This window comes from Enterobacter cloacae complex sp. S1 (genome assembly GCF_014930525.1).
Lineage (GTDB): Bacteria > Pseudomonadota > Gammaproteobacteria > Enterobacterales > Enterobacteriaceae > Enterobacter > Enterobacter hormaechei_C.
This window is the reverse complement of record NZ_JADBRE010000008.1, coordinates 36,147-63,115: the sequence shown is the minus strand read 5'-3', so window position 1 is coordinate 63,115 and position 26,969 is coordinate 36,147. Positions and strand designations below refer to the sequence as shown.

The 26,969-nt window shown below is 54.3% G+C and carries 23 protein-coding genes; 2 read left to right on the top strand and 21 right to left on the bottom strand.

Annotated elements, in window-relative coordinates; all coding sequences use genetic code 11:
- Positions 1–180: 180 nt before the first annotated feature.
- The 13 genes from cpoB to mngA form a co-directional block, all read right to left on the bottom strand.
- A complete protein-coding gene (cpoB, locus tag IM290_RS07775) occupies positions 181–969 on the bottom strand; it encodes a cell division protein CpoB (protein ID WP_003858574.1) in 789 nt (262 codons plus the stop codon).
- Positions 970–978: 9 nt separating this feature from the next.
- Positions 979–1,500: a peptidoglycan-associated lipoprotein Pal gene (gene pal / locus IM290_RS07770; RefSeq protein WP_003858578.1), complete on the bottom strand. Its 522-nt coding sequence runs from the start codon at positions 1,498–1,500 to the stop codon at positions 979–981.
- Between the two features lie 34 nt (positions 1,501–1,534).
- A complete protein-coding gene (gene tolB / locus IM290_RS07765; protein ID WP_017384962.1) occupies positions 1,535–2,827 on the bottom strand; it encodes a Tol-Pal system beta propeller repeat protein TolB in 1,293 nt (430 codons plus the stop codon).
- Positions 2,828–2,927: 100 nt separating this feature from the next.
- Positions 2,928–4,175 carry a cell envelope integrity protein TolA gene (gene tolA, locus IM290_RS07760; RefSeq protein WP_193041702.1) on the bottom strand — a complete coding sequence of 416 codons (1,248 nt, stop codon included), beginning with the start codon at positions 4,173–4,175 and terminating at the stop codon, positions 2,928–2,930.
- 28 nt (positions 4,176–4,203) lie between these two features.
- Positions 4,204–4,632 (bottom strand): colicin uptake protein TolR, encoded by a 429-nt coding sequence (gene tolR / locus IM290_RS07755; RefSeq protein WP_003858589.1) that lies wholly within the window; start codon positions 4,630–4,632, stop codon positions 4,204–4,206.
- A 3-nt stretch (positions 4,633–4,635) separates the two neighbouring features.
- On the bottom strand, positions 4,636–5,328 hold the full coding sequence (gene tolQ / locus IM290_RS07750; protein ID WP_003858590.1) for a Tol-Pal system protein TolQ: 693 nt from the start codon (positions 5,326–5,328) through the stop codon (positions 4,636–4,638).
- Positions 5,325–5,729, bottom strand: a complete 405-nt coding sequence (gene ybgC, locus IM290_RS07745; RefSeq protein WP_126542617.1) for a tol-pal system-associated acyl-CoA thioesterase — start codon at positions 5,727–5,729, stop codon at positions 5,325–5,327. Before ybgC ends, tolQ begins: the two co-directional genes overlap by 4 nt.
- A gap of 148 nt (positions 5,730–5,877) precedes the next feature.
- A complete protein-coding gene (gene ybgE, locus IM290_RS07740; protein WP_003858596.1) occupies positions 5,878–6,168 on the bottom strand; it encodes a cyd operon protein YbgE in 291 nt (96 codons plus the stop codon).
- On the bottom strand, positions 6,168–6,281 hold the full coding sequence (gene cydX, locus IM290_RS07735; protein WP_003858598.1) for a cytochrome bd-I oxidase subunit CydX: 114 nt from the start codon (positions 6,279–6,281) through the stop codon (positions 6,168–6,170). Before cydX ends, ybgE begins: the two co-directional genes overlap by 1 nt.
- A 14-nt stretch (positions 6,282–6,295) precedes the next feature.
- Positions 6,296–7,435, bottom strand: coding sequence for a cytochrome d ubiquinol oxidase subunit II (gene cydB / locus IM290_RS07730; protein ID WP_023303309.1), 1,140 nt, complete (start codon positions 7,433–7,435; stop codon positions 6,296–6,298).
- A 15-nt stretch (positions 7,436–7,450) separates the two neighbouring features.
- A complete protein-coding gene (gene cydA, locus IM290_RS07725; protein WP_193041703.1) occupies positions 7,451–9,019 on the bottom strand; it encodes a cytochrome ubiquinol oxidase subunit I in 1,569 nt (522 codons plus the stop codon).
- 679 nt (positions 9,020–9,698) lie between these two features.
- Positions 9,699–12,335 carry a mannosylglycerate hydrolase gene (gene mngB, locus IM290_RS07720; RefSeq protein ID WP_193041704.1) on the bottom strand — a complete coding sequence of 879 codons (2,637 nt, stop codon included), beginning with the start codon at positions 12,333–12,335 and terminating at the stop codon, positions 9,699–9,701.
- 23 nt (positions 12,336–12,358) lie between these two features.
- Positions 12,359–14,275 carry a PTS 2-O-a-mannosyl-D-glycerate transporter subunit IIABC gene (gene mngA, locus IM290_RS07715; RefSeq protein ID WP_193041705.1) on the bottom strand — a complete coding sequence of 639 codons (1,917 nt, stop codon included), beginning with the start codon at positions 14,273–14,275 and terminating at the stop codon, positions 12,359–12,361.
- A 170-nt stretch (positions 14,276–14,445) separates the two neighbouring features.
- On the opposite strand from mngA, the gene IM290_RS07710 reads away from it, so the two are divergent.
- Entirely contained in the window at positions 14,446–15,162 is a 717-nt protein-coding gene (locus tag IM290_RS07710; protein ID WP_017384967.1) for a GntR family transcriptional regulator, read from the top strand.
- 86 nt (positions 15,163–15,248) lie between these two features.
- On the opposite strand, the gene sucD is transcribed toward IM290_RS07710, so the two are convergent.
- From sucD to sdhC, 8 genes are all read right to left on the bottom strand, one after another.
- Positions 15,249–16,118, bottom strand: coding sequence for a succinate--CoA ligase subunit alpha (gene sucD, locus IM290_RS07705; protein WP_003858609.1), 870 nt, complete (start codon positions 16,116–16,118; stop codon positions 15,249–15,251).
- Positions 16,118–17,284: an ADP-forming succinate--CoA ligase subunit beta gene (gene sucC, locus IM290_RS07700; RefSeq protein WP_017384968.1), complete on the bottom strand. Its 1,167-nt coding sequence runs from the start codon at positions 17,282–17,284 to the stop codon at positions 16,118–16,120. Before sucC ends, sucD begins: the two co-directional genes overlap by 1 nt.
- 85 nt (positions 17,285–17,369) lie before the next feature.
- A complete protein-coding gene (gene odhB, locus IM290_RS07695) occupies positions 17,370–18,596 on the bottom strand; it encodes a 2-oxoglutarate dehydrogenase complex dihydrolipoyllysine-residue succinyltransferase (RefSeq protein WP_003858613.1) in 1,227 nt (408 codons plus the stop codon).
- Positions 18,597–18,610: 14 nt separating this feature from the next.
- Positions 18,611–21,418, bottom strand: a complete 2,808-nt coding sequence (gene sucA / locus IM290_RS07690) for a 2-oxoglutarate dehydrogenase E1 component (RefSeq protein WP_128771767.1) — start codon at positions 21,416–21,418, stop codon at positions 18,611–18,613.
- Between the two features lie 359 nt (positions 21,419–21,777).
- A complete protein-coding gene (locus tag IM290_RS07685; RefSeq protein ID WP_023303307.1) occupies positions 21,778–22,494 on the bottom strand; it encodes a succinate dehydrogenase iron-sulfur subunit in 717 nt (238 codons plus the stop codon).
- Positions 22,495–22,509: 15 nt separating this feature from the next.
- On the bottom strand, positions 22,510–24,276 hold the full coding sequence (gene sdhA, locus IM290_RS07680; RefSeq protein ID WP_003858619.1) for a succinate dehydrogenase flavoprotein subunit: 1,767 nt from the start codon (positions 24,274–24,276) through the stop codon (positions 22,510–22,512).
- Positions 24,276–24,623, bottom strand: a complete 348-nt coding sequence (sdhD, locus tag IM290_RS07675) for a succinate dehydrogenase membrane anchor subunit (RefSeq protein WP_003858621.1) — start codon at positions 24,621–24,623, stop codon at positions 24,276–24,278. Before sdhD ends, sdhA begins: the two co-directional genes overlap by 1 nt.
- A complete protein-coding gene (gene sdhC / locus IM290_RS07670) occupies positions 24,617–25,021 on the bottom strand; it encodes a succinate dehydrogenase cytochrome b556 subunit (protein WP_193041780.1) in 405 nt (134 codons plus the stop codon). Before sdhC ends, sdhD begins: the two co-directional genes overlap by 7 nt.
- Positions 25,022–25,660: 639 nt before the next feature.
- Here sdhC and IM290_RS07665 point away from each other — a divergent pair.
- Positions 25,661–26,944, top strand: coding sequence for a citrate synthase (locus tag IM290_RS07665; RefSeq protein WP_006809584.1), 1,284 nt, complete (start codon positions 25,661–25,663; stop codon positions 26,942–26,944).
- Positions 26,945–26,969: the final 25 nt, after the last annotated feature.

Here is a 26,969-nt window from a genome sequence, read left to right as displayed (position 1 = left end):
CCAACTGAGCTAACGACCCACTTTTGCGCTGCTTTCACGTTGTTTGATATCCCGTGGCAACGGCGGCATATATTACTGATTTAAGAATTCTGCGCAACAAAAATTTCGATGAAGATCACTTAACTGCTTAGGAATCATGCTGCACGACCAGAAATGACGCGATTTCTGGTCATGCGATAATCAACCCATCGAACTCAAACGTTTTTGCGCTTGTTTGGCGCCGTCTGTACCCGGGAATTTTGCAACCACCTGCTGATAAACCGCTTTGGCTTTTGCAGTGTCGCCTTTGTCCTGCATGATTACGCCGACTTTATACATCGCATCAGGCGCTTTCGGTGATTTCGGGTAATTTTTCACCACAGAGGCAAAATAAAACGCCGCATCATCCTTTTTACCCTTGTTGTAATTCAACTGACCCAGCCAGTAATTCGCATTTGGCTGGTAAGTGGAATCAGGGTACTTCTTAACGAAGTTCTGAAACGCAACGATAGCATCGTCCTGGCGCGATTTGTCCTGCACCAGGGCAATGGCCGCGTTGTAGTCCGTATTCGCGTCACCGCTCTGTACAGGCGCACCAGACGACGCGGAGGCATCTGCCGCAGGTGCAGGCGTTGCCGCACCGCTTTGATCGCCTGCTGCTGGCTGTGCTGCTGCTCCGCCGCTGTTAAGGCTATCCATCTGCAACAAAATTTGCTTCTGGCGCTCCACAACCTGATTAAGCTGATACTGACTCTCCTGGATCTGACCACGAAGGGAATCAATATCATTCTGGTTATCGGAAAGCTGCTGCTGGAGTTGAGTTAAAAGCTGGCTGTGAGCGTTAGAAATACGCTCGAGTTGAGTGACCCGGTCTTCTACCGAGCCTGAGCCGACACTACTGATTGGTGCCTGAGCAAAAGCGGCCCAGGGGGCCGCTATTCCAACCAGTAACGACAGACTCATCAGATGATGTCTGAAGTTACTGCTCATGCAATTCTCTTAGTAAACGAGTACGGCACGACGGTTTTTGGAGTAAGCCGCTTCGTCGTGACCCAGTACTGCTGGTTTTTCTTTACCGTAAGAAACGATGGAGATCTGGTCAGCAGAAACGCCTTTACCCTGGAGGTACATTTTAACAGCGTTTGCACGACGTTCACCCAGGGAGATGTTGTACTCCGGAGTACCACGTTCGTCCGCATGACCTTCTACGGTGACTTTGTAAGACGGGTTGCTACGCAGGAAGTTTGCGTGCGCATCCAGCATTGCAGCGAAGTCAGAACGGATGTCGTATTTATCCAGATCGAAGTAAACGATGTTGTTCTGCTGTAACTGCTGCATCTGAAGACGCGCTTGCTCTTCAGAAGACATATTGCCATTGCCGTTAGCGTCCATACCGGTGCCGGCACCCATCATGCCTTCGCCGCTCTGGTCATTGCTTGCATTCTTGTTAGAAGAACACGCTGCGATTGCCATAACAGGCAGAGCGATCATCAGCCCCTTCAGCACTTTGTTCAGTTGCATTTCTAAGATTCCTTTAGTAATCAATTAATTATTATTACAGATACGGCGACCAGGCAGGTGATTTTACCTGTCCATCAGTTGCCGGAAGACGCGCTTTGAAACGCCCATCTGTAGAAACCAGATTCAGCACGGATCCCATCCCCTGAGAAGAGCTGTAGATTACCATGGTGCCGTTAGGTGCCAGACTTGGCGTTTCATCCAGGAACGTTGACGACAGTACTTGTACGCCCCCCGTTACCAGATCTTGTTTGGCAATGTGCTGCTGACCACCCGCAGTACTGACCATTACCATCGTTTTACCATCGGCACTGACGTCAGCATCCTGGTTCTGAGAACCTTCCCAGGTAATACGCTGCGCTGCTCCGCCGTTGATATTCACTTTATAAACTTGTGGACGACCTGCCTGGTCAGACGTAAAGGCCAGATTCTGGCTGTCCGGGAACCAGGTTGGCTCAGTGTTGTTGCTACGACCATCCGTGACCTGACGGATCTGACCAGAACCAATATCCATCACGTACAGGTTCAGGCTACCGGTTTTAGACAGGGCAAACGCCAGTTTGGTACCGTCCGGAGAGAACGCAGGCGCACCGTTGTGACGCGGGAATGACGCAACCTGACGCACAGCACCGTTAGAGAGCGTCTGGATAACCAGCGCGGAACGGCCGCTTTCGAAGGTCACGTACGCCAGCTTAGAGCCGTCCGGAGACCATGCCGGAGACATCAGCGGCTGTGGTGAACGGTGTACGGTGAACTGGTTGTAGCCATCGTAGTCAGAGACGCGCAGCTCATAAGGGAACTGGCCGCCGTTGGTCTGTACTACGTACGCGATACGGGTACGGAACGCACCTTTAATACCGGTCAGCTTCTCAAACACTTCGTCACTCGCCGTGTGGCCTGCGTAACGCAGCCACTGCTTGTTCACCTTATACGTGTTTTGAGCCAGAACGGTACCCGGCGCACCGCCGGTATCCACCAGCTGATAAGCGACGTTATAGCCGCCGTCTGGCGCAGGAGTAACCTGTCCGACAACCACGGCATCAATACCCAGTGCAGACCATGCAGCAGGTTGAACTTCCTGAGCGGTACCCGGCTGCTGCGGCAGACGAGAACGATCTAAGGGGTTAAATTTACCGCTGTTACGCAGGTCAGCTGCAACAATGCCGCCAATATCTTCAGGCGCAGCGCCCGGGCCTGCCCACTGGAACGGAACGACACCGATTGGACGCGCTGAGTCGTTCCAGTCGGTAATGTCGATGCTTACTGTGGCATGCACTGCTGACGTCAACAGTACTAAAAAACCAAAAGCTAATCGTAATGCCTGCTTCATCATATCTCCCTTATCCGAACAATAAGTCCTGGATAATTTAGCAGAAGGTTAACAAACTCAAATACACAAAACTATCAGAACCCGATAACCGCAGCTCTGCTTATGGCTTAAAGTTCAGCGAAGCGTCTTTGAACACTTCATAGACAGCCTGTGACGGAGGTTTTGGCAGTTTTGCCTGATTCACTGCCACAAGTGCAGCCTGGCATAACGCTTCATCTCCCCCTTCTGACTCAACGCTCAGCACCATACCATCCGTAGCCAGTTTAATATGCAGTCGGCAGGTTTTCCCGGTATAGAGCGATTTATCGTTAAGTCTGCTGGCAATAGCCGCAGCAATCTGATTCTTATAGTCGTTGATCTCAGCGCCAGAAGCACCGTTGTTCTTAGTGTTACCACTTCCTGCCGGTGCTGCGTTACTTCCTTTCGCCCCACCGCCCGTTTTCGGTGCATTCTTACCGGAGCTCAGGTCGCCCAGCAGATCGTCAACCCCTGCGGCAGCGGCTTTTTCCGCAGCAGCGGCCTTTTTAGCTGCGGCTTTTTCGGCAGCCGCTTTCTTATCAGCAGCGGCTTTCTCAGCTGCCGCTTTTTTATCAGCAGCGGCTTTTTCCGCAGCGGCGGCTTTTTCTGCCGCAGCTTTCTCGGCGGCGGCCGCTTTTTTCGCAGCATCAGCAGCCGCTTTCTTCTCTGCTTCCTGCGCAGCTTTTTTGGCGGCTTCCGCTTCGGCTTTCTTCTGTGCGTCAGCGGCCGCTTTTTTCGCCGCTTCGGCTTCTGCTTTCTTCTTCGCATCAGCAGCGGCTTTCTTCGCAGCTTCGGCTTCCGCTTTCTTCTGCGCATCAGCAGCCGCTTTCTTCGCCGCGTCTGCGGCTAACTTAGCCTGAGCATCTGCCTGCGCCTTCGCGTCTGCTGCGGCTTTGGCTGTCGCCTCTTCCGCCTGCTTCTGCTGTTCCTGAGCTTTCTTCGCTGCGGCTTCAGCCTGTTTCTGCTGCTCCGCCTGCTCTTTAGCGGCTTCCTGCGCCTGCAAACGCTCTTTCTCAAGCTGCTTCAGACGTTCCTGCTCGGCGGCCTGCTTTTCACGCAGCTCTTCCGCCTGCTGTTGCGCCTGTTTTTCACGCTGTTCTTCCGCGCGTTTTGCGCTCGCCTGCTGCTGTTGCTGGCGATTATAGTTCTGCACTACCGCACCGGGATCCACCATGACGGCGTCGATGGACGAGCCCCCACCGCCGCCTGATGCATCAAGGTGCTCATCGAACGAACTCCAGATCAGCGCTGCAAAAAGAATTACGTGCAGCACTGCGGAGACGATTATCGCTCGCTTAAGCTTGTCGTTCTGTTCGGTTGCCTTTGACACTATCGGTTCCCAAAAACTACGCAGATGATCAAATAGGCTGAGTCATTAAGCCAACTGACTTAACGCCCGCGCTATGTAGCAAGTTCAGCGCTTTGATAATTTCATCATATGGTACGTCTTTCGCACCACCGATTAAGAAGACCGTCTTCGGATTTGACTCCAGGCGTCGTTGCGCTTCAGCAATAACCTGCTCTGGCGGAAGCTGATCCATACGATCTTTCTCTACCACCACGCTGTACTGCCCTACGCCGGAAACCTCAATGATGACCGGAGGATCGTCATTGGTGCTTACCGCCTGTGATTCTGTCGCATCCGGCAGATCAACTTCCACGCTCTGGGTGATGATGGGCGCCGTCGCCATAAAGATCAGCAGCAGCACCAGCAGCACGTCCAGTAACGGAACGATATTGATTTCGGACTTGAGCTCGCGACGACCTCGTCCACGCGATCTGGCCATGGTTTACCCCTTGTTGCTCTCGGTGCTGGTAAACGCCTGACGATGCAGAATCGCGGTGAACTCTTCCATAAAGTTGTCGTAGTTCAGTTCCAGTTTGTTCACGCGCTGGTTCAGACGGTTGTACGCCATTACCGCCGGAATTGCGGCGAACAGACCGATTGCGGTCGCGATCAGTGCTTCTGCGATACCCGGCGCAACCATCTGCAACGTTGCCTGCTTCACCGCCCCAAGGGCGATAAAGGCGTGCATGATCCCCCACACCGTACCAAACAGGCCGATATACGGGCTGATGGAGCCAACGGTTCCGAGGAAAGGAATATGCGTTTCAAGATTTTCCAGTTCGCGGTTCATGGAGATGCGCATCGCACGCGACGCCCCTTCTACCACGGCTTCCGGCGCATGGCTGTTAGCGCGATGTAAGCGAGCGAACTCTTTGAAACCGCTGTAGAAAATTTGTTCGGAGCCTGAAAGGTTATCACGGCGTCCCTGGCTTTCCTGGTACAGACGCGAAAGCTCAATACCCGACCAGAACTTATCTTCAAACGCTTCGGCTTCGCGGCCAGCGGCATTGAGGATACGCGTTCTCTGGATGATGATGGCCCAGGATGCGATTGAAAAACCAATCAAAATCAACATGATAAGTTTAACCAGAAGGCTTGCCTTCAGGAACAAATCAAGGATATTCATGTCAGTCACTGCTTAAACTCCGCGACAATAGACTTAGGAAGCGCACGAGGCTTCATTATGGTTGGATCAACACAGACAATCAGGACTTCAGCTGAGTTCAGTACCGTGTTCTCTGCATTGACTATCCGCTGCGTGAAAACCAGTGAAGTTCCGCGCATTGATGTAATTTCTGTTTGGACTTCGAGCATATCGTCGAGTCTGGCAGGCGCAAAATACTCAAGCGTCATCTTGCGTACCACGAAGGTAACTCGCTCAGCCAACAGCACCTGTTGACTAAAGTGATGATGGCGCAGCATCTCTGTGCGTGCCCGTTCATAAAAAGCAACGTAGCTGGCGTGGTAGACCACACCACCGGCATCGGTATCTTCGTAATAGACACGTACCGGCCATCGAAACAGCGTTGTATTCACTTTACATCCCGGTAATACAAGAAAAGTTGGAGCTTTCAAACTTCGCTACTATACGCGCGGGAATGATGGTTTGGAATGGGAGAAAGTAAACGGAGAGTAAATTTTTATGGGCCAGGGTAAGCCCATAACGTTAACGGACATTTCTTATTCAGAAGAAGAAGAAAATCAAACCGGCGAGGAGAACCAGATCGGCAATCAGTGGGCAGAAGATGCCCTGCCAGTGTAGCGCTTTCGGACGAAAGCCGACACCGTGAATCACGCCTGCGCACACCGCCCACATAATCAGGAAGCCGTGCCAGATTTCAAGCTCGCTGGTTTTCGCCGCGAAGCGCGACGGGTCCCAGAAGATACAGCCTGCCAGCAGTAATGCCATAATGAGGGAAAGCGCCCTCAAGGGGCGCTTATCCATTACCGCATATAACGTTGCGATAATATTCATTAGTGCTTTTCTTCACCTGCTTTGGTCGCTTCTACATGCTCAAGCGCCAGGGCAGTGATGACACCAAACGCACAGGCAAGAAGCGTCCCTAAAATCCATGCGAAATACCACATATTCAGCTCCTTACTTAGTACATAGAGTGGGTGTTGCTTTCGATATGTTCTTTAGTGATACGACCGAACATTTTCCAGTAACACCAGATGGTGTAAGCCAGAACAATCGGAACGAACACGCAAGCCACATAGGTCATTAAGTTCAGCGTCATATGGCTGGACGTTGCATCCCACATGGTCAGGCTGGCATTCATCATGGTGCTGGATGGCATCACGAACGGGAACATCGCAATACCGGCCGTCAGGATGATGCACGCCAGCGTCAGGGAAGAGAATACGAACGCCAGAGCGCCTTTCTCCAGACGAGACGTCAGCACGGTCAGCAGTGGCAGCAGCACACCCAGAGCCGGGATAGCCCACAGCACAGGGGTATTGTTGAAGTTCACCAGCCATGCACCGGCCTGACGCGCCACCTCTTTGGTCAACGGGTTAGACGGTGCAGCATGGTTGATAGCGGACGTCACCACGTATCCATCAATACCATACACCACCCACACACCGGCCAGCGCGAAGCAGACCAGCGTCACCAGCGCTGCCACCTGAGCGGTAGCGCGGGAACGCAGATGCAGTTCACCTACGGTACGCATCTGGAGATAGGTTGCCCCCTGGGTGATGATCATCGCCACGCTCACCACGCCTGCCAGCAGACCAAACGGATTCAGCAGCTGGAAGAAGTTACCGGTGTAGAACAGACGCATATATTCGTCGACGTGGAACGGTACGCCCTGCAACAGGTTACCGAACGCCACACCAATGACCAGCGGTGGAACGAAGCTACCGATGAAGATGCCCCAGTCCCACATGTTACGCCAGCGGGTGTCTTCAATCTTGGAACGGTAGTCAAAACCCACCGGACGGAAGAATAAAGAAGCCAGCACCAGAATCATCGCCACATAGAAGCCGGAGAACGCAGCCGCGTAGACCATCGGCCAGGCAGCGAACAGCGCGCCGCCTGCGGTGATCAGCCACACCTGGTTACCGTCCCAGTGCGGGGCGATGGAGTTGATCATGATTCGACGCTCGGTGTCATTACGACCGAGGAAACGGGTGAGCATGCCCACGCCCATGTCGAAACCATCGGTGACCGCGAAACCAATCAGCAGAACACCGATCAGCAGCCACCAGATAAAACGCAATACTTCATAATCGATCATTTGATGACTCCTGTCTTAGCGTGCCGGCTGAGTAGTCGCAACAGACTGCTCGTAGTGGTAGCGACCGGTTTTCAGGCTGCTTGGGCCAAGGCGCGCGAACTTGAACATCAGGAACAGTTCAGCCACCAGGAACAGGGTGTACAGACCGCAAATGAGCAGCATGGAGAAGATCAGGTCGCCTGCGGTCAGGGAGGAGTTCGCTACCGCTGTTGGCAGCACCTCACCGATCGCCCACGGCTGACGGCCATATTCTGCAACAAACCAACCGGACTCGATAGCAATCCATGGCAGTGGGATACCGTACAGCGCGGTGCGCAGCAGCCATTTTTTCTCACCGATACGGTTACGAATGACTGACCAGAACGAAGCCGCGATGATCAGCAGCATGATAATGCCGCAACCCACCATGATGCGGAACGCGAAGTACAGCGGCGCAACGCGTGGAATAGAGTCTTTGGTTGCCATCTGAATCTGCGCTTCCGTCGCGTCGGAGACGTTCGGGGTATAGCGTTTCAGCAGCAGACCGTAACCGAGGTCTTTCTTCACGTCGTTAAATTGATCGCGAACGGCCTGGTCGGTAGAGCCGGCGCGCAGCTGTTCCAGCAGCGAGTAGGCTTTCATCCCGTTACGGATACGCTCTTCATGCTGCACCATCAGATCTTTCAGGCCAGTCACCTGTTTGTCGACGGAGCGCGTGGCGATAATACCCAGAGCGTAAGGAATTTGAATGGCGAAGCGGTTTTCCTGCGCTTTCTGGTCAGGCACACCGAACAGGGTAAACGCTGCCGGTGCCGGCTGGGTTTCCCATTCAGCTTCAATTGCGGCGAGTTTGGTTTTCTGCACGTCGCCCATTTCGTAACCGGATTCATCACCCAGAACAATCACGGACAGAATCGCGGCCATACCGAAGCTTGCTGCGATAGCAAAAGAACGCTTGGCGAACGCGAAGTCGCGGCCGCGTAGCATATAGTAGGAGCTGATGCCCAGCACGAACATCGCGCCGCACACATAGCCAGACGCCACGGTGTGAACGAATTTAACCTGAGCAACCGGGTTCAGGACCAGCTCAGCGAAGCTGACCATCTCCATACGCATGGTTTCGAAGTTGAAATCAGATGCGATTGGGTTTTGCATCCAGCCGTTCGCCACCAGGATCCACAGTGCGGACAAGTTGGAGCCTAATGCCACCAGCCAGGTTACCGCCATATGCTGGACTTTACCCAGACGGTCCCAACCGAAGAAGAACAGACCTACAAAGGTGGATTCGAGGAAGAAGGCCATCAGACCTTCAATGGCCAGCGGCGCACCGAAAATATCCCCTACATAGTGGGAATAGTAAGACCAGTTTGTCCCGAACTGGAACTCCATGGTCAGACCGGTTGCCACGCCCAGCGCAAAGTTGATACCAAACAACTTGCCCCAGAACTTGGTCATATCTTTATAAATCTGTTTGCCGGAGAGGACGTAAACCGTTTCCATGATGGCCAGCAGGAACGCCATACCGAGCGTCAGCGGCACAAACAGGAAGTGGTACATCGCGGTCAAGGCAAACTGTAAGCGCGACAGTTCGACTACGTCTAACATTATGACTCCTTGCTCATCGCATGAAGACTCCGAGAGTGAACCCCGTTAGATAAGGATCCACACGCATGCCCCAATACAAAGTTATCTGCTTCCCTTCTTCGTTGCTTATTCTCTTCAGGAGGAAAAAGCAATGATGAAAGGTTACAAATACGTTAAGAAAAAACCAAATTGATCCCGTAAATATAATACGCTGCAAAACCCTTACAATAAACAGGTTTTTATTCGAACAGATTTACGTTTTTCGACGGCGATCAATTTATAGCAAAATTACCACTTTTCGGCCATTTTGATCGGGAACAATCTAACGCCTTTCGGAGCCTTTTTCCAAGGATTAAACATTGATTTAAATCAAAAACAGTCAGAGCTGTTAATGATGTTTCTTTGTGGTGCGGATAGTAAAAACCTTGTTAACAATATGTATATTTAAAGGCGTTATTGGTTATAAAAGCCAGAAGATAATATAAACAGTTGTGATTTTTATTAACGCGCGAGAAAAAACGCATTTTGCCGGAAGATAACCATATAATGTTATCTGCTTCACAGTATTTTTCTTTCGCTTTGCTACCCGCCGAAAAGATTACATTTCATTCACCTTTAATAATCTTAAAATTAACACCCTTTCGTGACTATTTGATGAAATAAAGGCCGCAGGAATGCGGCCTTTATTTTGTTCGGAGGATTACCTTTCAATTTTTATGCTAAAGGTGCGTGACTGGCATGGCTGGAACGACCCCGTAATGGCTGAACCCTCCTCCCCTTGCGCCTTGCGCACCTCATTCATGTCCGTTTCGCAACAGGCCTGGACCTCACGGTTCACAGACAAAGTCACATCACCGGAGCGGGTCTCCGAAGGGTTGTACAGACGAAGAATCATCTCGTCACGATCCTCCGCTTTTTTCAGCGCACTGAGTACGCATCCGTTAGGCGCCAGCGTTAACAGGCTATAGCTACAGGGTGTGGTGAAAGAGGCGCGGTTAAGCTTCATCGCATCCCACGGGATTTTGTTATAACAGTGCACTGGCGTTAACCACGACTTCGCCTGCTGCGCAACGCCAGCACTGACGGGCGTACCATTAAAACTGAACAGGCTAAAGCGACAGGTTAACTGACCCCGCATCTGCGAATCAGGCACCGGCATTTTGATCCCGGACGGTCTGCCGGGGCGCAGCAGTAAATCTTCCTTCCCAAGCACCCCCACGCCGCGAAGCAACGTCAGGGCAAACTTTTTTTGACGCTCGCCAGTCACTTCAAATTCGCGCAACCCTTCGGTAAACAGGGCCATTCCGTTACGCCGTTCCTGGAGCACCGCGTAGTTGAGCAGATTCCACACCGGCAGCGGCGCTTCCTTCCAGCCCTCCTCCTGCCAGTTCGCCATCGCTTCATCCTGTACAGGTCGCGTCAGCGAACCGAACTGGGTATCGGCTAACACCGTGTCTGCGGTAAATGGCGTCGGGATCAGCACCCGCACACGGTGGTCATCCGCGTGATTTCCGAGACGCGCCTCAACGTCGATACGTCGGCTGTTATGGCTGAGCGTGACCGTGAGCTCTGCCTCAAGCGTTCCCGTCTGCTGACGCGCAGAACGTTCGGCGAGATCCGCCGGCACCGCCATGCGATGGCGGATCACCGCCCTGCTCTGCCAGGCCTCGTGGATCACCTCAACCTCATGCTCGCCCTGAGCGGAAGTGAGTCTCCACTCTTCCCGTGAAGGCGAGTAGTCGTACTCATCGCCATCATCCGAGCTCTCTTCTATTTCCAGCGCGCGGTCATAGATAAGCCCGGACGCTTTATCGAGCAGACGCAGGGTGCCGTCGTCGTTTAACGTTATTTCCCAGAAAGCATTTTCCAGTAACGCCTCCGACGATTTTTCTGCCGCCAGCAGCTTGCCGGCTACGTGCGGCTCGATATAGAGCGTGCGGTAACCCATTGATGGCAGGATCTGATTGAGCTGGATATCAAACTCCATAAAGGGATCGTAGTTGCCGTAATGCACAATTTGCCGGTCAATCAAGCCGGGGTCGATTTCACGCGCGCTGCGCAGGCAGTAAGGGATTTCATTCCCCCTATCGTCCAGCAGGCGGAACTGGCTGGCGCGCAGACGTATCGTGGTGTTAATCACTTCCTCACGCGGCCAGGGCGTGAGGTTAAACATCACCAGTTTGTCTTCCTCGCTCTGCGGCATGTTGTCGACAATCTTGCGCATATAGAAGCACGTCAGGTTATCGGCCATGTCTTCCGCCAGCTCGAAGCGGCACATCACCTCACGATGCACTTTGTCACTACAGCAGCAGCCGATACTGTCATGGGCGTGATTCTTGAGGATCTCTTTCCACATTTTTTCCAGCAAGCCGTGGTGATACTCAAAGCCCAGCGTCCAGGCAAGCGTGGCCAGCGGCTCAAGGACGTTGACGATTTTATTCTCTATCCGGGCGTGGGCGATTTTGATGTCCATCCGCGTGGAGCCTATCGTCCGGTGCACCCGCATATATTTACCGTCAATAAACTCCCCTTTCAGCGTCGCCAGTTCATCGCGGTGCGCGTCAATGTGGTCAAACACCTCCTCGAAGCGGCTCATCACAAACTGACGCTGCGGATAGATTTCGCGCAGCTTATCCATCACCGCAAAGATGTTCTGCTGGAGCGGCATCTGATCATGGCCGTTAGGCAGCAAAATTTCTTTCGTCACGGAGGCTTTTTCCAGCACCTCGAAGTACGTGTCGAGCCGTTTGCGCAGCCCGGCCTCATCCTCCGGTAAGTACTTACCAATCGCGTAGCCCAGCGGCAGCACCTGTGCCGTCACTTCGCTGCCGTCCTGACTTTGCCAGAGAAATTCGGTTTTATCGGTACCGTGCCGCTCGGAACACCCGCGCCAGAACAGGGTGCGCGTGATGCCAAAACCATTGTAAATGTGCGGCAGCTGGGAAGACATGCCGAAGGAGTCCGGCAGATAGCCAATTTTCATCGGCTCGCCAAAGGCCAGACAGTCGCGTATACCGTACATCAGATTTCGGACAATCGACTCGCCGGAAACAAGGGTGGTATCCGTCTGGGTATACCACGGCCCGATAATCAGCTTCCCGGCCGCCACCAGTGCCTTCACGCGTGGCCTGTTTTCCGGTTTCACGGCAAAATAATCTTCCAGCACCGCCGTCTGGCCGTCGAGTACGTAGTATTTATACTCTGCGTCCTGCTCAAGACGAGTGAGGATCTCTTCCATATTATTGACCAGAAGAATACGTGACGCTTCGGTGGTGAAGTACCACTCCCGGTCCCAGTGCATATGTGGCGTGATATGAACGCGAGATACAGCTTTCATCTTCGTTTCCTGTCAGTGCGTGTTTACGATGGTATGTCTTCAGTCACGTAGGTGCCGCTCTTCACGGCCTGGCGTCGCCAGAGCAGTAAAATGAGCGTAGAGATTGCGGCGCCAGCCAGCGCGGCGCCAAACCAGCCGACAGCGGCCATCACGCCGCCCAGCCCGGCATCATGCAGTAAGAAGAGCGAGAAAATGCCCGCGCCGGGGGTGGATAGCCCAATCCCCATCGCCCCGACAATCGCTCCGGTCACCATTGACCCCAGAACAAATGAGCCAATGACCCGCAACGGATCCTCGATAGCCATCGGAATTGCCCCTTCGGTGATGCCCGCCAGCCCCAGCAGCCAGGTGGACTTGCCGGTTTCAATTTCGAACTGTTTGAACAGGTTCGGAGCCAGCATCGTTGATGCCGTCACGGTAAAGGCCGATACCATTTTGACGGAGGCAAAAATCGCATAAGGCCCGTATACGCCATTGGCCATCGCTCCCAGACAGAACGCGTAAGAGGCTTTGTTGACCGGACCGCCCAGATCGAACGAGCACATAAAGCCCAGGATCGCCCCCAGCAGCAGCGCGTTCGCGCCGGACAGACCGTTAAGCCAGGCGGTCAGGGCGTTATTGATCCAGGCCACCGGTTCGCCGATCACAAACAGCATCAGGCTGCCTGCGCCCAGCACGCCAATCACCGGATAGAGATAAAAGGTCAGAAAGCCGTTGTAGCGGCTACTCAGCCGGATGTGGTTTTTCACCCAGCGCATCAGGTAGCCTGCAATCAGCCCGCCGACGATGGCCCCGAGAAAACCAGAGCCGATCATATTGGCGGCAAGACCCGCCGCAAAGCCGGGCGTTAGCGCAGGTTTATCCGCCAGCGAGTAAGCGGTATAGGCCGCCAGAACAGGCACCATCAGAATACCGAGCATCCCGCCGCCCAGTTTGCGGTACATCCACAGCCACGAGTTTTCCTGATCGAACAGATGCTGCAAGCCCAGGATTTGCGCCAGCAGTACCGACACCGCCAGTACCGTGCCGCCAGCGACAATCAGCGGCACCGCAAAGGAGATACCGCTGAGCAGCGCCTGCTTGAGTTCGGTTTTAACGCACTTTTTCGCGTCCGTGTCGACGTGCGCAGGACGTGCATCGGATACAGGCTGTAGCGCCAGCGCACGCTCAATGAGCGCTTCCGCATGGCGTAAGGGTTCCGCGACGGGCACGGAAATGGCGGGGATCCCCTGAAAACGCTCACGCTCTTTGATCGCCACTTCCGCCGCGAAGATACACGCTTTTGCCTCCTGCAACTGCTGCGCGGTGATGCGCCCCTCAATACCATTTGCCCCCTGCTTTTCGACCACCACATTGACGCCGAGCTTACGTCCCGCTTTTTCGAGATACTCCGCTGCCATGTAGGTATGGGCGATCCCGGCCGGACAGGCGGTAACGCAGACGATCGTCGGGGCATTCTCCGCAACGGCGGTTTCTTGTGCGTCAGGTGCCGTTTCCAGCGCCGCAAGCACCGCTTCCGCGCTGATCGCCGTCATCGCGCGCGCCCTGAGCTCGTCATCCGCCAGGCGAGACGTCAGTTCCGTCAGGACCTGAATATGCGTTGATCCCGCTTGTGCGGGAGGAATGGCGAGCAGAAAAATTAGCTCGACCTCCTCCGGTCCGTCCACACCTTCCCAGGCCAGCGGCTCACGCAGTGTGGCCACGGCAAAAGCCGCTTCGTTTACCGCCACTGATTTACCATGAGGTACGGCCAGCCCCTCGCCCAGCGCCGTCGGGCCAAGCGATTCCCGATGGAAAACGTCTGCCAGAAACGTATCGGCGTCGGCTATTTTGCCCAACGCCACCAGCCGCGTCGCAAGCTGACGGATTGCCTCATCACGGCTGGTAAACTGCGCCTGCACGCAGACAGCACGGGGGTCGGTCAGAGTCGTCAGGTTCATAAGATCCTCACCTATCCAAAGTTATTGTCTGGGGAGGATTGTGGCAGACCGGATAATACATTTATGTGATCATTTTCACTAACACCGATATTTGTATCTTATTTGTATTATTTACAAATTTACCACTGAAGGCATAATTCCCTGAAAACGTATTAAAAAGGCGCGACACAATGGGCAATAAACCGATGTACCGGCAGATCGCCGATGCGTTCCGCGAGAAAATTAATGCCGGTGAGTTAAAACCTGGCGACGCGCTGCCGACGGAATCCAGCCTTCAGGAGGCGTTTAGCGTCAGCCGGGTCACCGTGCGGCAGGCTTTGAAGCTGCTCGCCGACGAGCAGATCATCGAAAGTATTCAGGGCAGCGGCTCGTATGTAAAAGAGGAGCGGGTGAATTACGATATTTATCAGCTCACCGGCTTTTACGAAAAGTTAGCGGATCGCAACGTCGATACGCACAGCGACGTCAGCGTCTTCGAAGTGGTGAAAGCCGATGAGCGGCTCGCGGCAAAACTTGCGCTCAATCCGGATGATAAGGTCTGGCACGTCAAGCGCGTACGCTTCATCAGGGAAAAGCCGGTGAATCTGGAAGAGACATGGATGCCGCTGGCGATGTTCCCCGACCTCACCTGGGAAGTGATGGAACAGTCGAAATACCATTACATTGAGCAGATCAAAAAGATGGTGATCGATCGCAGCGAGCAGGAGCTGGTGCCAGTCATGCCATCGGATGAGGCGATTGCCGCCCTGGCGCTCGATCCGGCAAAACCGATTCTGGAAAAAGTCTCTCGTGGCTTTCTGAAAGACGGCCGGGTATTTGAATACAGTCGCAACGTGTTTAACACCGACGACTATAAATTCACCCTGGTGGCTAAACGCAGGCAATAAAAAAAGGCCGCTTTACAGCGGCCAACCATGTCGAAACGGACATTTTTTTATACTTCAACGCGCCCCATTCGGGGAGCAGAGAGGACTTACTTAATGATGGATTTCAGTGCTTCACCGATATCCGCCAGGCTGCGAACGGTTTTCACGCCTGCGGCTTCCAGTGCTGCGAATTTCTCATCAGCCGTACCTTTACCGCCTGCGATAATCGCGCCCGCGTGACCCATACGTTTGCCTTTCGGCGCGGTAACACCCGCGATGTAACCCACCACCGGCTTGGTCACATGATCTTTGATGTAAGCAGCCGCTTCTTCTTCCGCGCTACCACCGATCTCACCGATCATCACGATCGCTTCGGTCTGTGGATCTTCCTGGAACAGCTTCAGGATGTCGATGAAGTTAGAGCCCGGGATCGGATCACCGCCGATGCCCACGCAGGTGGACTGGCCGAAACCGTAGTCGGTGGTCTGCTTAACCGCTTCATAGGTCAGGGTACCGGAACGGGACACGATACCCACTTTGCCTGGGCGATGAATGTGGCCCGGCATGATGCCGATTTTGCATTCGCCTGGAGTGATAACGCCTGGGCAGTTCGGGCCGATCATGCGCACGCCTGCTTCGTCCAGCTTCACCTTCACGGTCAGCATATCCAGCGTCGGGATGCCTTCGGTGATGGTGATGATCAGCTTAATGCCTGCGTCGATCGCTTCCAGAATAGAGTCTTTGCAGAACGGCGCCGGAACGTAGATAACGGTCGCGGTTGCGCCCGTCGCTTCTACCGCTTCACGCACGGTGTTGAACACCGGCAGGCCCAGGTGCGTGGTGCCGCCTTTACCTGGCGTTACGCCGCCAACCATCTGCGTACCGTAGGCAATCGCCTGTTCGGAGTGGAAAGTCCCCTGGCTACCGGTGAAGCCCTGGCAGATAACCTTGGTATCTTTATTAATTAAAACGGACATTATTTCCCCTCCACTGCGGCAACAACCTGCTGAGCTGCATCCGTCAGACTTTTCGCTGCAATAATATTCAGGCCGCTGTCAGCCAGTTTTTTCGCGCCGAGTTCAGCGTTGTTCCCTTCCAGACGTACAACAACCGGAACGTTAACGCCCACTTCTTCTACCGCGCCGATGATACCGTCGGCGATCAGGTCGCAACGTACGATACCGCCGAAGATGTTCACCAGAACCGCTTTCACGTTGCTGTCAGAGAGAATGATTTTGAACGCTTCGGTTACGCGCTCTTTAGTTGCGCCACCGCCCACGTCGAGGAAGTTCGCTGGCTCACCGCCGTGCAGCTTAACGATGTCCATGGTGCCCATTGCCAGGCCCGCACCGTTAACCATGCAGCCGATGTTGCCGTCCAGCGCGACGTAGTTCAGCTCCCACTGTGCAGCCTGTGCTTCACGCGGATCTTCCTGAGACTGGTCGCGCATTTCGCGCAGATCGGACTGGCGGAACAGCGCGTTGCCGTCAGCGCCCAGCTTGCCGTCGAGGCAGATCAGGTCGCCCTGGGTGGTGATCACCAGCGGGTTGATCTCGATCAGTGCCAGGTCGCGCTCCAGGAAGATAGTTGCCAGACCCATGAAGATCTTGGTGAACTGCTGAACCAGCTTGCCTTCCAGACCCAGTTTGAACGCCAGCTCACGCCCCTGGTAAGGCATTGGGCCCGCCAGCGGATCGATAGCCACTTTGTGGATCAGGTGCGGGGTTTCTTCCGCCACTTTTTCAATTTCCACGCCGCCTTCGGTAGACGCCATGAACACCACGCGACGGGAGCTACGGTCTACGACTGCGCCGAGGTACAGTTCTTTCGCGATGTCGGTCGCCGCTTCCACCAGGATCTGGTTAACCGGCTGGCCGTTCGCATCTGTCTGGTAGGTTACCAGACGCTTGCCGAGCCAATGTTCAGCAAACGCACGGATCTCTTCTTTGCTCTTAACAACCTTCACACCGCCCGCTTTACCACGGCCACCAGCGTGAACCTGACATTTAACTACCCACGGGCCGGAACCGATTTTAGACGCGGCTTCTTCTGCTTCACGCGGGGTAGTACAGGCATAACCCACCGGAGCCGGTAAGCCATACCGGGCAAACAGCTGTTTGGCCTGATATTCATGTAAGTTCATGTGTTCTATCCATCCTTCAGGTAATCGTTAGGTAGTGCTTTTGTAGGCCCGGCAAGCAACGCGCCGCCGGGCAAGACTGCAAAAACTAGACGTCCAGCAGCAGACGCGTTGGATCTTCCAGCAGCTCTTTAATGGCAACCAGGAAGCCTACGGACTCGCGGCCGTCGATCAGGCGGTGATCGTAAGAGAGCGCCAGGTACATCATCGGCAGGATCTCCACTTTACCGTCTACCGCCATTGGACGATCTTTAATGGCATGCATACCCAGGATCGCGCTCTGCGGCGGGTTGATGATCGGGGTAGACATCAGCGAGCCGAACACACCACCGTTGGTAATGGTGAAGTTACCGCCAGTCAGGTCCTCAACGGTCAGCTTGCCGTCGCGGCCTTTCACGGCCAGCTCTTTGATTTTCTTCTCGATGTCAGCCATACCCAGGGTATCCACGTCACGCAGAACCGGGGTAACCAGGCCGCGCGGGGTAGAAACCGCCATGCTGACGTCGAAGTAGTTGTGGTAAACCACGTCATCGCCATCGATAGACGCGTTCACTTCCGGGTAGCGTTTCAGCGCTTCAACTACCGCTTTCACGTAGAAGGACATGAAGCCCAGACGGATACCGTGACGTTTTTCAAACGCGTCACCGTACTGCTTGCGCAGGTCCATGATTGGCTTCATGTTGACTTCGTTGAAGGTGGTCAGCATCGCGGTGGAGTTTTTCGCTTCCAGCAGACGCTCGGCCACGCGCTTACGCAGGCGGGTCATTGGCACGCGTTTTTCGCTACGTGCGCCCAAAGCAGGTTGTGCGGCTGGTGCTGCCGCAGGGGCTTTCGCTTCCGCTTTCGCCTCAGAAGGCGCTTTTGCCAGATGCTTGTCGATGTCTTCGCGCGTCAGACGGCCACCCACGCCGGTGCCTTTGATGGCTGCCGGATCGAGGCTGTGCTCAGCCAGCAGGCGACGGATCGCCGGGCTGAGCGCGTCATTGGTCTGATCGGACAGAGACGCCTGCTGGCGCTGGGCCGGAGTAGACGCTTTCTCTTCAGATTTGGCGCTGGACTCTTTGCCCGCGCTATTGCCTTCACGCAGGCGACCCAGGATCTGGCGTGAAGTGACGGTTGTACCTTCATCTTCCAGGACTGCATCCAGAATGCCATCCGCTGAAGCCGGTACTTCCAGTACCACTTTGTCAGTTTCGATTTCTACCAGCACTTCGTCACGGGTTACCGCGTCGCCTGGTTTTTTGTGCCAGGTGGCGACGGTTGCATCTGCTACGGACTCAGGCAGGTCGGGAACAAGAATATCTACGCTACTCATTATGTATCCTTTAATTAATCGACGTTCAGCGCGTCATTGACCAGATCTTGTTGCTGCTTCTGGTGAACGGACATATACCCTACCGCCGGAGAGGCGGAGGCCGGGCGACCTGCATAACGCAGGGCAGACCCAAATGGAATCACTTCACGGAAATGATGCTGGCTGCAATACCATGCGCCCTGGTTGAGCGGCTCTTCCTGGCACCAGACAAAATCATGAACGTGAGCGTACTGTTTCAGCACGTCCTGCATCGCCTGATGCGGGAACGGATAAAGCTGTTCGATACGCACGATGGCGACATCTTTCTGATCGTTCTTACGGCGCTGTTCCAGCAGGTCGTAATAAACCTTACCAGAACACATTACGACACGCTTAACGGCCTGCGGATCCAGCTCGTCAATTTCACCGATGGCCGGCAGGAAGGTGCCGTTTGCCAGCTCTTCCAGGCTGGAGACCGCCAGTGGATGGCGCAGCAGGGATTTTGGTGACATGACTACCAGCGGACGGCGCATACCGCGCAGCGCCTGACGACGCAGCATGTGGTAAACCTGAGCCGGAGTGGACGGCACGCAAACCTGCATATTCTGCTCGGCGCAGAGTTGCAGATAACGCTCCAGACGCGCGGAGGAGTGCTCCGGACCTTGTCCTTCGTAGCCGTGCGGCAGCAGCATCACCAGACCGCACATACGGCCCCACTTCTGCTCACCGGAGGAGATGAACTGGTCGATGACGACCTGCGCACCGTTGGCGAAGTCACCGAACTGCGCTTCCCAGATGGTCAGAGTGCGGGGTTCTGCGGTGGCGTAGCCGTATTCGAAGGCCAGAACTGCTTCTTCTGACAGCACGGAGTCCCAGACCTTGAACTGGCCCTGACCGTTATGCACGTGCTGAAGCGGAGTGTACGTTGAACCGTTAGACTGGTTGTGCACAACCGCATGACGGTGGAAGAAGGTGCCACGACCCGCATCTTCACCGGACAGACGAACCGGAATACCTTCGTCAACCAGCGTCGCATAGGCCAGCGTTTCCGCGCCGCCCCAGTCGAACAGCTTCTCACCCGCCGCCATTGCCTGGCGATCGCCATAGATCTTGGCCACTCGGGACTGCATCTCGATCGCTTCCGGCACGGTGCTGATGCGTTTAGCCAGCTCCTGCAAACGCTTCATCTCAACCTTGTTCGGGTAGCTCTCATCCCACTCGTGGTTGAGATACGGCGACCAGGTAAAGGAGTGCATGTTCATTGGGCGCAGCTCTTTGACCACGCATTCACCCGCGTCCAGCGCGTCGCGGTAGAGGTTGACCATCTCGGTCGCATCTTCCAGCGTCGCCACTTTTTCGCTTTCCAGCTTGTCAGCGTAGATTTTACGCGGCGTCGGGTGTTTTTTGATTTTCTGGTACATCAGCGGCTGGGTTGCACTTGGCTCATCCGCTTCGTTGTGGCCGTGACGGCGGTAGCAGAAGAGGTCAATGAACACATCGCGCTTGAAGGTGTTACGGAAGTCCAGCGCCAGACGGGTAACGAAAGCAACGGCTTCAGGGTCATCCGCGTTAACGTGGAAAATTGGCGCCTGAACCATTTTACCGATGTCGGTGCAGTACGGGGTGGAACGCGCATCCAGCGGGTTAGAGGTGGTGAAGCCCACCTGGTTGTTGATTACGATGCGAACGGTACCGCCCACTTCATAACCACGCGCTTTCGACATGTTCAGGGTTTCCTGAACCACGCCCTGCCCTGTGACCGCCGCATCACCGTGAATAGTGATTGGCAGTACTTTATTGCTGCTCGGCTCGTCCAGGCGATCCAGACGCGCACGCACGGAACCGATAACCACCGGGCTGACGATTTCCAGGTGCGACGGGTTAAACGCCAGCGCCAGGTGAACCTGACCGCCCTCGGTTTCGATATCCGACGAGAAGCCCATGTGGTACTTCACGTCACCGGTGCCGAGGTGCTCTTTATGTTTACCCGCAAATTCGTCGAACAGATCCTGCGGCTTTTTACCCAGCACGTTAACCAGCACGTTCAGGCGACCACGGTGCGCCATGCCCAGCACCACTTCGCGCGTGCCGCTCTTACCGGCATGACGAATCAGCTCTTTCAGCATCGGGACTAACGCATCGCCGCCCTCCAGTGAGAAGCGTTTTGCGCCAGGGAATTTCGCGCCCAGATAGCGCTCAAGGCCTTCCGCTGCGGTCAGTTCGCTGAGGAAACGTTTTTTCTCTTCTGCTGAGAAATTTGCGTGGCCTGCCACGGATTCGATACGCTGCTGGATCCAGCGTTTCTCTTCGGTGGAGGTAATGTGCATATATTCCGCGCCGATGGAGCCGCAGTAGGTTTGCTTGAGCGCGTCAATCAGATCGCCCAGCTTCATCGTGTCTTTGCCGATGGCAAAGGAACCTACGTTAAAGCTTTCCTGGAAATCGGCCTCGGTCAGATCGTGATAAGCCGGATCGAGATCCGCTACACGTTCCTGCTGCCACAGTCCCAGCGGATCGAGATTCGCATGCTGGTGACCACGGAAGCGATAAGCGTTGATAAGTTGCAGGACTTTAACCTGCTTCGCATTGGTGTCAGGGTCGGAAATCGCAGAAGAGTAACGTGAGGCATCCTTCGCCAGACGACGGAAATAATCACGTGTTTTTGAATGGAATTGATCCGGTTTGACCCCTGTACCAGGCAACTGCTGGAACATGGAACGCCAGTTTGCGTCCACTGAGTCAGGATCGGTTAAGAAGTCTTCATAGAGCTGTTCTATCCAGCTCTGGTTTGAACCAGAGAGGTAAGAAGAGTCCAGCCAGGCTTTCATTGCGCCGTTCTGCATCGTGATCCCTTAAGCATTTTTATGCTTACTTTCGCCGTAGAAACTACCACGCACACCACGTGTACGTGCCGGGGTTCACCTGCGAGCTCTTTGTGGCCCGCGAAGGAACCTTTAGAAACTGTCTAAATAATCTTCGTCGTTCCGGCTGCGACTGCGTTGCGGCTTTCACTCACCCCAGTCACATAGTCAACTATGCTCCAGGGGATTCGTTCAACCGCGCCTTGTCTCGCGCTGAACGTCTCGATTATTTACTTATCTGGCAGTTTTTAAAGGTTTCTGCAATTTGCCCGGTGACGCTACGCTTACCGGGCCTACTGTTACGTAGGCCGGATAAGCGCAGCGCCATCCGGCGTTGTTACTTACGCACTGCGCTGCAACAACATCGACTTAATATGGCCGATGGCGCGCGTCGGGTTCAGCCCCTTAGGACACACACTGACGCAGTTCATGATGCTATGGCAGCGGAATACGCTGAAAGCGTCACTTAGCCCTTCCAGACGATTCTCGGTTTCGGTATCGCGGCTGTCGATCAGGAAGCGATAGGCAGCCAGCAGACCCGCAGGGCCGATAAATTTATCCGGGTTCCACCAGAATGACGGGCATGACGTTGAACAGCATGCACAGAGAATACACTCGTACAACCCATCGAGTTTTTCACGCTGCTCAGGAGACTGTAAGTGCTCGCGAGCGGGTGGATTTTGCCCATTATTCAATAAGTAAGGCTTAATCTTCTCATATTGTGCATAGAATTGCCCCATGTCCACCACCAAATCACGCACGACCGGCAGGCCAGGCAGAGGACGGATCACAATTTTCTGGCCAGAACGCTGTAGCGCTGAAATTGGCGTAATACAGGCCAGACCGTTTTTGCCGTTCATGTTTACACCGTCAGAGCCACACACCCCTTCACGGCAGGAGCGGCGGAACGACAGCGTAGGATCTTTCTCTTTCAGCTGGATTAAGGCATCCAGCAGCATCATGTCACGACCTTCTTCCGCTTCGAGGGTGTAATCCTGCATACGCGGAGCATCGTCTACATCCGGGTTATAACGATAAACTGAGAATTCGAGTTTCATTATCCTGTCTCCGCATTAGTAAGTACGAATCTTCGGCGGGAACGCCGGACGCAGTTTCGGTTCCATGTTAACGCTACGACGCGTCATGGTTTCCGACTCTGGCAGATACAGGGAATGGCACAGCCAGTTTTCGTCATCACGATCCGGGAAGTCGAAGCGGCTATGGGCGCCACGGCTTTCGGTACGGAAGTTTGCCGACATCGCAGTGGCGAACGCGGTTTCCATCAGGTTATCCAGCTCCAGGCACTCAACGCGCTGGGTGTTGAACTCGCTGGAGGTATCATCCAGACGGGCATTCTTCAGACGCTCGCGGATCGCTTTCAGCTGCTCAAGCCCTTTGGCCATCGCGTCACCTTCACGGAATACCGAGAAGTTGTGCTGCATACACTCCTGCAACGCCTTACGGATCTCCACCGGATCTTCGCCGTTACGATTACCGTTCCAGCGATTGAGGCGCTCAAGAGAGGCATCTATTTCGTCATCGGTCGCATCACGCAGCGCGCCCTGCTCGGCAATAGATTCCTGGAGATGCAGACCCACCGCACGACCAAATACCACCAGGTCCAGCAGGGAGTTGCCGCCCAGACGGTTTGCGCCGTGCACGGATACGCAGGCAATTTCGCCTACCGCGAACAGGCCAGGGATGACTACGTCTTCGCCCTGCTCGTTCACGGTCAGCGCCTGACCGGTCACTTTGGTCGGAATACCGCCCATCATGTAGTGACAGGTTGGGATAACCGGAATTGGCTCTTTCACCGGGTCGACGTGAGCGAAGGTGCGGGACAGTTCCAGAATGCCCGGCAGACGGGATTCCAGCACTTCTTTACCCAGATGGTCGAGTTTCAGCTTCGCGTGTGGACCCCAAGGGCCGTCACAGCCGCGGCCTTCACGGATTTCGATCATGATGGAACGCGCCACCACGTCACGGCCCGCAAGGTCTTTTGCGTTTGGCGCATAACGCTCCATGAAGCGCTCGCCATGTTTGTTCAGCAGGTAACCACCTTCACCACGGCAGCCTTCTGTCACCAGTACGCCCGCACCGGCGATACCGGTTGGGTGGAACTGCCACATCTCCATGTCCTGCACCGGCACGCCAGCGCGGATCGCCATCCCAACGCCGTCACCGGTGTTGATATGGGCGTTGGTAGTGGACTGATAGATACGGCCTGCGCCGCCGGTCGCCAGCACGGTTGCGCGGGCTTTGAAGTAGACCACTTCACCGGTTTCGATGCACAGAGCGGTACATCCCACCACGGCGCCATCGGCGTTTTTCACCAGATCCAGCGCATACCACTCGGAGAAGATGGTGGTGTGGTTTTTCAGGTTCTGCTGATACAGCGTGTGCAGCAGCGCGTGGCCGGTACGGTCAGCCGCCGCTGCGGTACGTGCCGCCTGCTCGCCGCCGAAGTTTTTCGACTGGCCGCCAAACGGACGCTGATAGATGGTGCCATTTTCCAGACGAGAGAACGGCAGACCCATGTGGTCCAGCTCCAGAATCGCTTCCGGGCCGGTTTTACACATATATTCGATGGCATCCTGGTCACCGATGTAATCGGAACCTTTTACCGTATCGTACATGTGCCATTCCCAGTTATCTTCATGGGAATTACCCAGCGCAACGGTGATACCGCCCTGCGCAGACACAGTGTGGGAACGGGTCGGGAATACTTTAGAGAGCAGCGCACAGGTCTGGCCGCTCTGGGAAATTTGCAGTGCGGCGCGCATACCTGCGCCACCCGCACCAATCACAACAGCATCAAATTCTCTGACTGGCAGTTTCATTACACACCCCACACCACAACAAATCCATAAATGACGTAAACCAGCAGAGCAACAACAATAATCAGTTGCAGCGGAAGGCGAATCGCCAGCGGTTTAACGTAATCGGTCAACACCTGCCACATGCCAATCCAGGCATGAATAAGGATGGAGAACAGAGCCAGCAGGGTGAACACTTTGGTGAAGGCCGATCCGAAGAAACCACTCCAGATTTCCCACGTCAGCGTGCCGCTGGTCGCGAAGAAACCGATCATATAGATGATGTAAAGGGTGAGAACGATGGCGGTAGCACGGACCAGGATGAAGTCATGTACGCCGTTGCGTCCTAATGCGGAGGCGTTGCTTACCATACGAGAACTCCTGCGAGAAGTGAAAGCACGACAGTGATCACAAATGAAATGTTAGCGGTACGTTTACCGGCCTCGAACGTCTCTTCCAGGTAGCCAAAGTCCATCAGCATATGGCGAACGCCGCCAACCACGTGATAGGCCAGCGCGGTCAGAATGCCCCACATGATAAATTTCACGAAGAAGCTGTTCATGATGTCTGAGGCCTGGAGGAATCCTTCAGGGGATGAGAGGCTGGTTCCCAGTAACCACAGCAAGATACCGACCGCCACAAACGTAATCACACCAGAAACACGGTGCAGAATGGACGCTATTGCTGTTACAGGGAATCGGATCGTTTTCAGATCCAGATTGACAGGTCTTTGTTTTTTCACATTTCTTATCATGAATAACGCCCACATGCTGTTCTTATTGTTTCCTTCCTCCGGACTGCGATGCGGGTCAGACAGCGTTCCTTTTCTATAACTGCGCGTCATGCAAAACATTGCTTCCAAATGCTAAAACGACACGTTACAACGCTGGGTGGCTCGGGATTGCAGGGTGTTCCGGAGACCTGGCGGCAGTATAGGCCGTTCACAAAATCATTACAATTAACCTACATACAGTTTGTTGGGTTTTCTCTGGAACAGTGATCGGGGTCACGATAACAACATCTTTTTAATTTTTAATCATCTGATTTGACAAATGTTAAACAATATTGTTACAAACGTCATCAGAAAAGGCATATAATGCGCAAAAGTTATGAGGTCTATCTTTCACCTGACAAATAGTTATGTAACAGTGTGATGGTATTGACCGAAGTTATCAGGACAGTTATTAGTGATATACAGGTTTGAATAATTCGGACTGCAAAAACGCTGATTTGCTGTTGTTTCACTGATATTTCATTCGTTTACCTGCAAGGCGCCATAGCTCTGTACCCTGGTTTCTCCTCGTGAGCTGAGCGGTAAGCCAAATAACAATCTGGTAACGATGATTAACAGCTGAAAGCAAATCCGGTGAAGCGCAGTCTTAAGCATAAGGCGCTAAGGAGACCGTAAATGGCTGATACAAAGGCAAAACTCACCCTAAATGGTGATGATGCTATTGAACTGGATGTGCTAAAAGGCACGCTCGGTCAGGATGTTATTGATATCCGTACGCTGGGTTCCAAAGGGGTATTCACCTTTGACCCTGGATTCACCTCCACCGCATCTTGCGAATCCAAAATCACCTACATTGACGGTGACGAAGGTATCCTGCTCCATCGCGGCTTCCCCATCGATCAGTTAGCCACCGAATCCAACTATCTGGAAGTGTGCTACATCCTGCTGAACGGCGAAAAACCGACGCAGGCCCAGTACGATGAATTTAAAACCACCGTGACCCGTCACACCATGATCCATGAGCAGATTACCCGTCTGTTCCATGCGTTCCGTCGTGACTCTCATCCGATGGCGGTCATGTGCGGTATTACCGGTGCGCTGGCGGCGTTCTACCACGATTCTCTGGACGTGAATAACCCACGTCACCGTGATATCGCGGCGTTCCGTCTGCTGTCTAAAATGCCTACCATGGCGGCGATGTGTTACAAATACTCTATCGGTCAGCCGTTTGTGTATCCACGCAACGACCTCTCCTACGCGGGTAACTTCCTGCGCATGATGTTCTCCACGCCGTGCGAAGAGTACGAAGTGAACCCGGTGCTGGAACGCGCAATGGATCGTATTCTGATCCTGCATGCTGACCACGAACAAAACGCCTCGACCTCTACCGTCCGTACCGCGGGCTCTTCCGGCGCGAACCCGTTCGCCTGTATCGCTGCGGGTATCGCCTCCCTGTGGGGACCGGCACACGGCGGCGCGAACGAAGCGGCACTGAAGATGCTGGAAGAGATCAGCTCCGTTGAGCACATTCCTGAGTTCGTGCGCCGCGCGAAAGACAAGAATGATTCCTTCCGTCTGATGGGCTTCGGTCACCGTGTTTACAAAAACTACGACCCGCGCGCGACCGTCATGCGTGAGACCTGCCACGAAGTGCTGAAAGAGCTGGGCACCAAAGATGATCTGCTGGAAGTGGCGATGGAGCTGGAACACATCGCGCTGAACGACCCGTACTTCATCGAGAAGAAACTCTACCCGAACGTCGATTTCTACTCCGGTATCATCCTGAAAGCGATGGGCATTCCGTCTTCCATGTTCACCGTGATCTTCGCCATGGCCCGTACCGTGGGCTGGATTGCGCACTGGAACGAAATGCACAGCGAAGGCATGAAAATCGCCCGTCCTCGTCAGCTGTATACCGGCTACGAGCAGCGTGATTTTAAGTCTGATATTAAGCGCTAAAACTAACGCGTAATGTAGGCCGGGT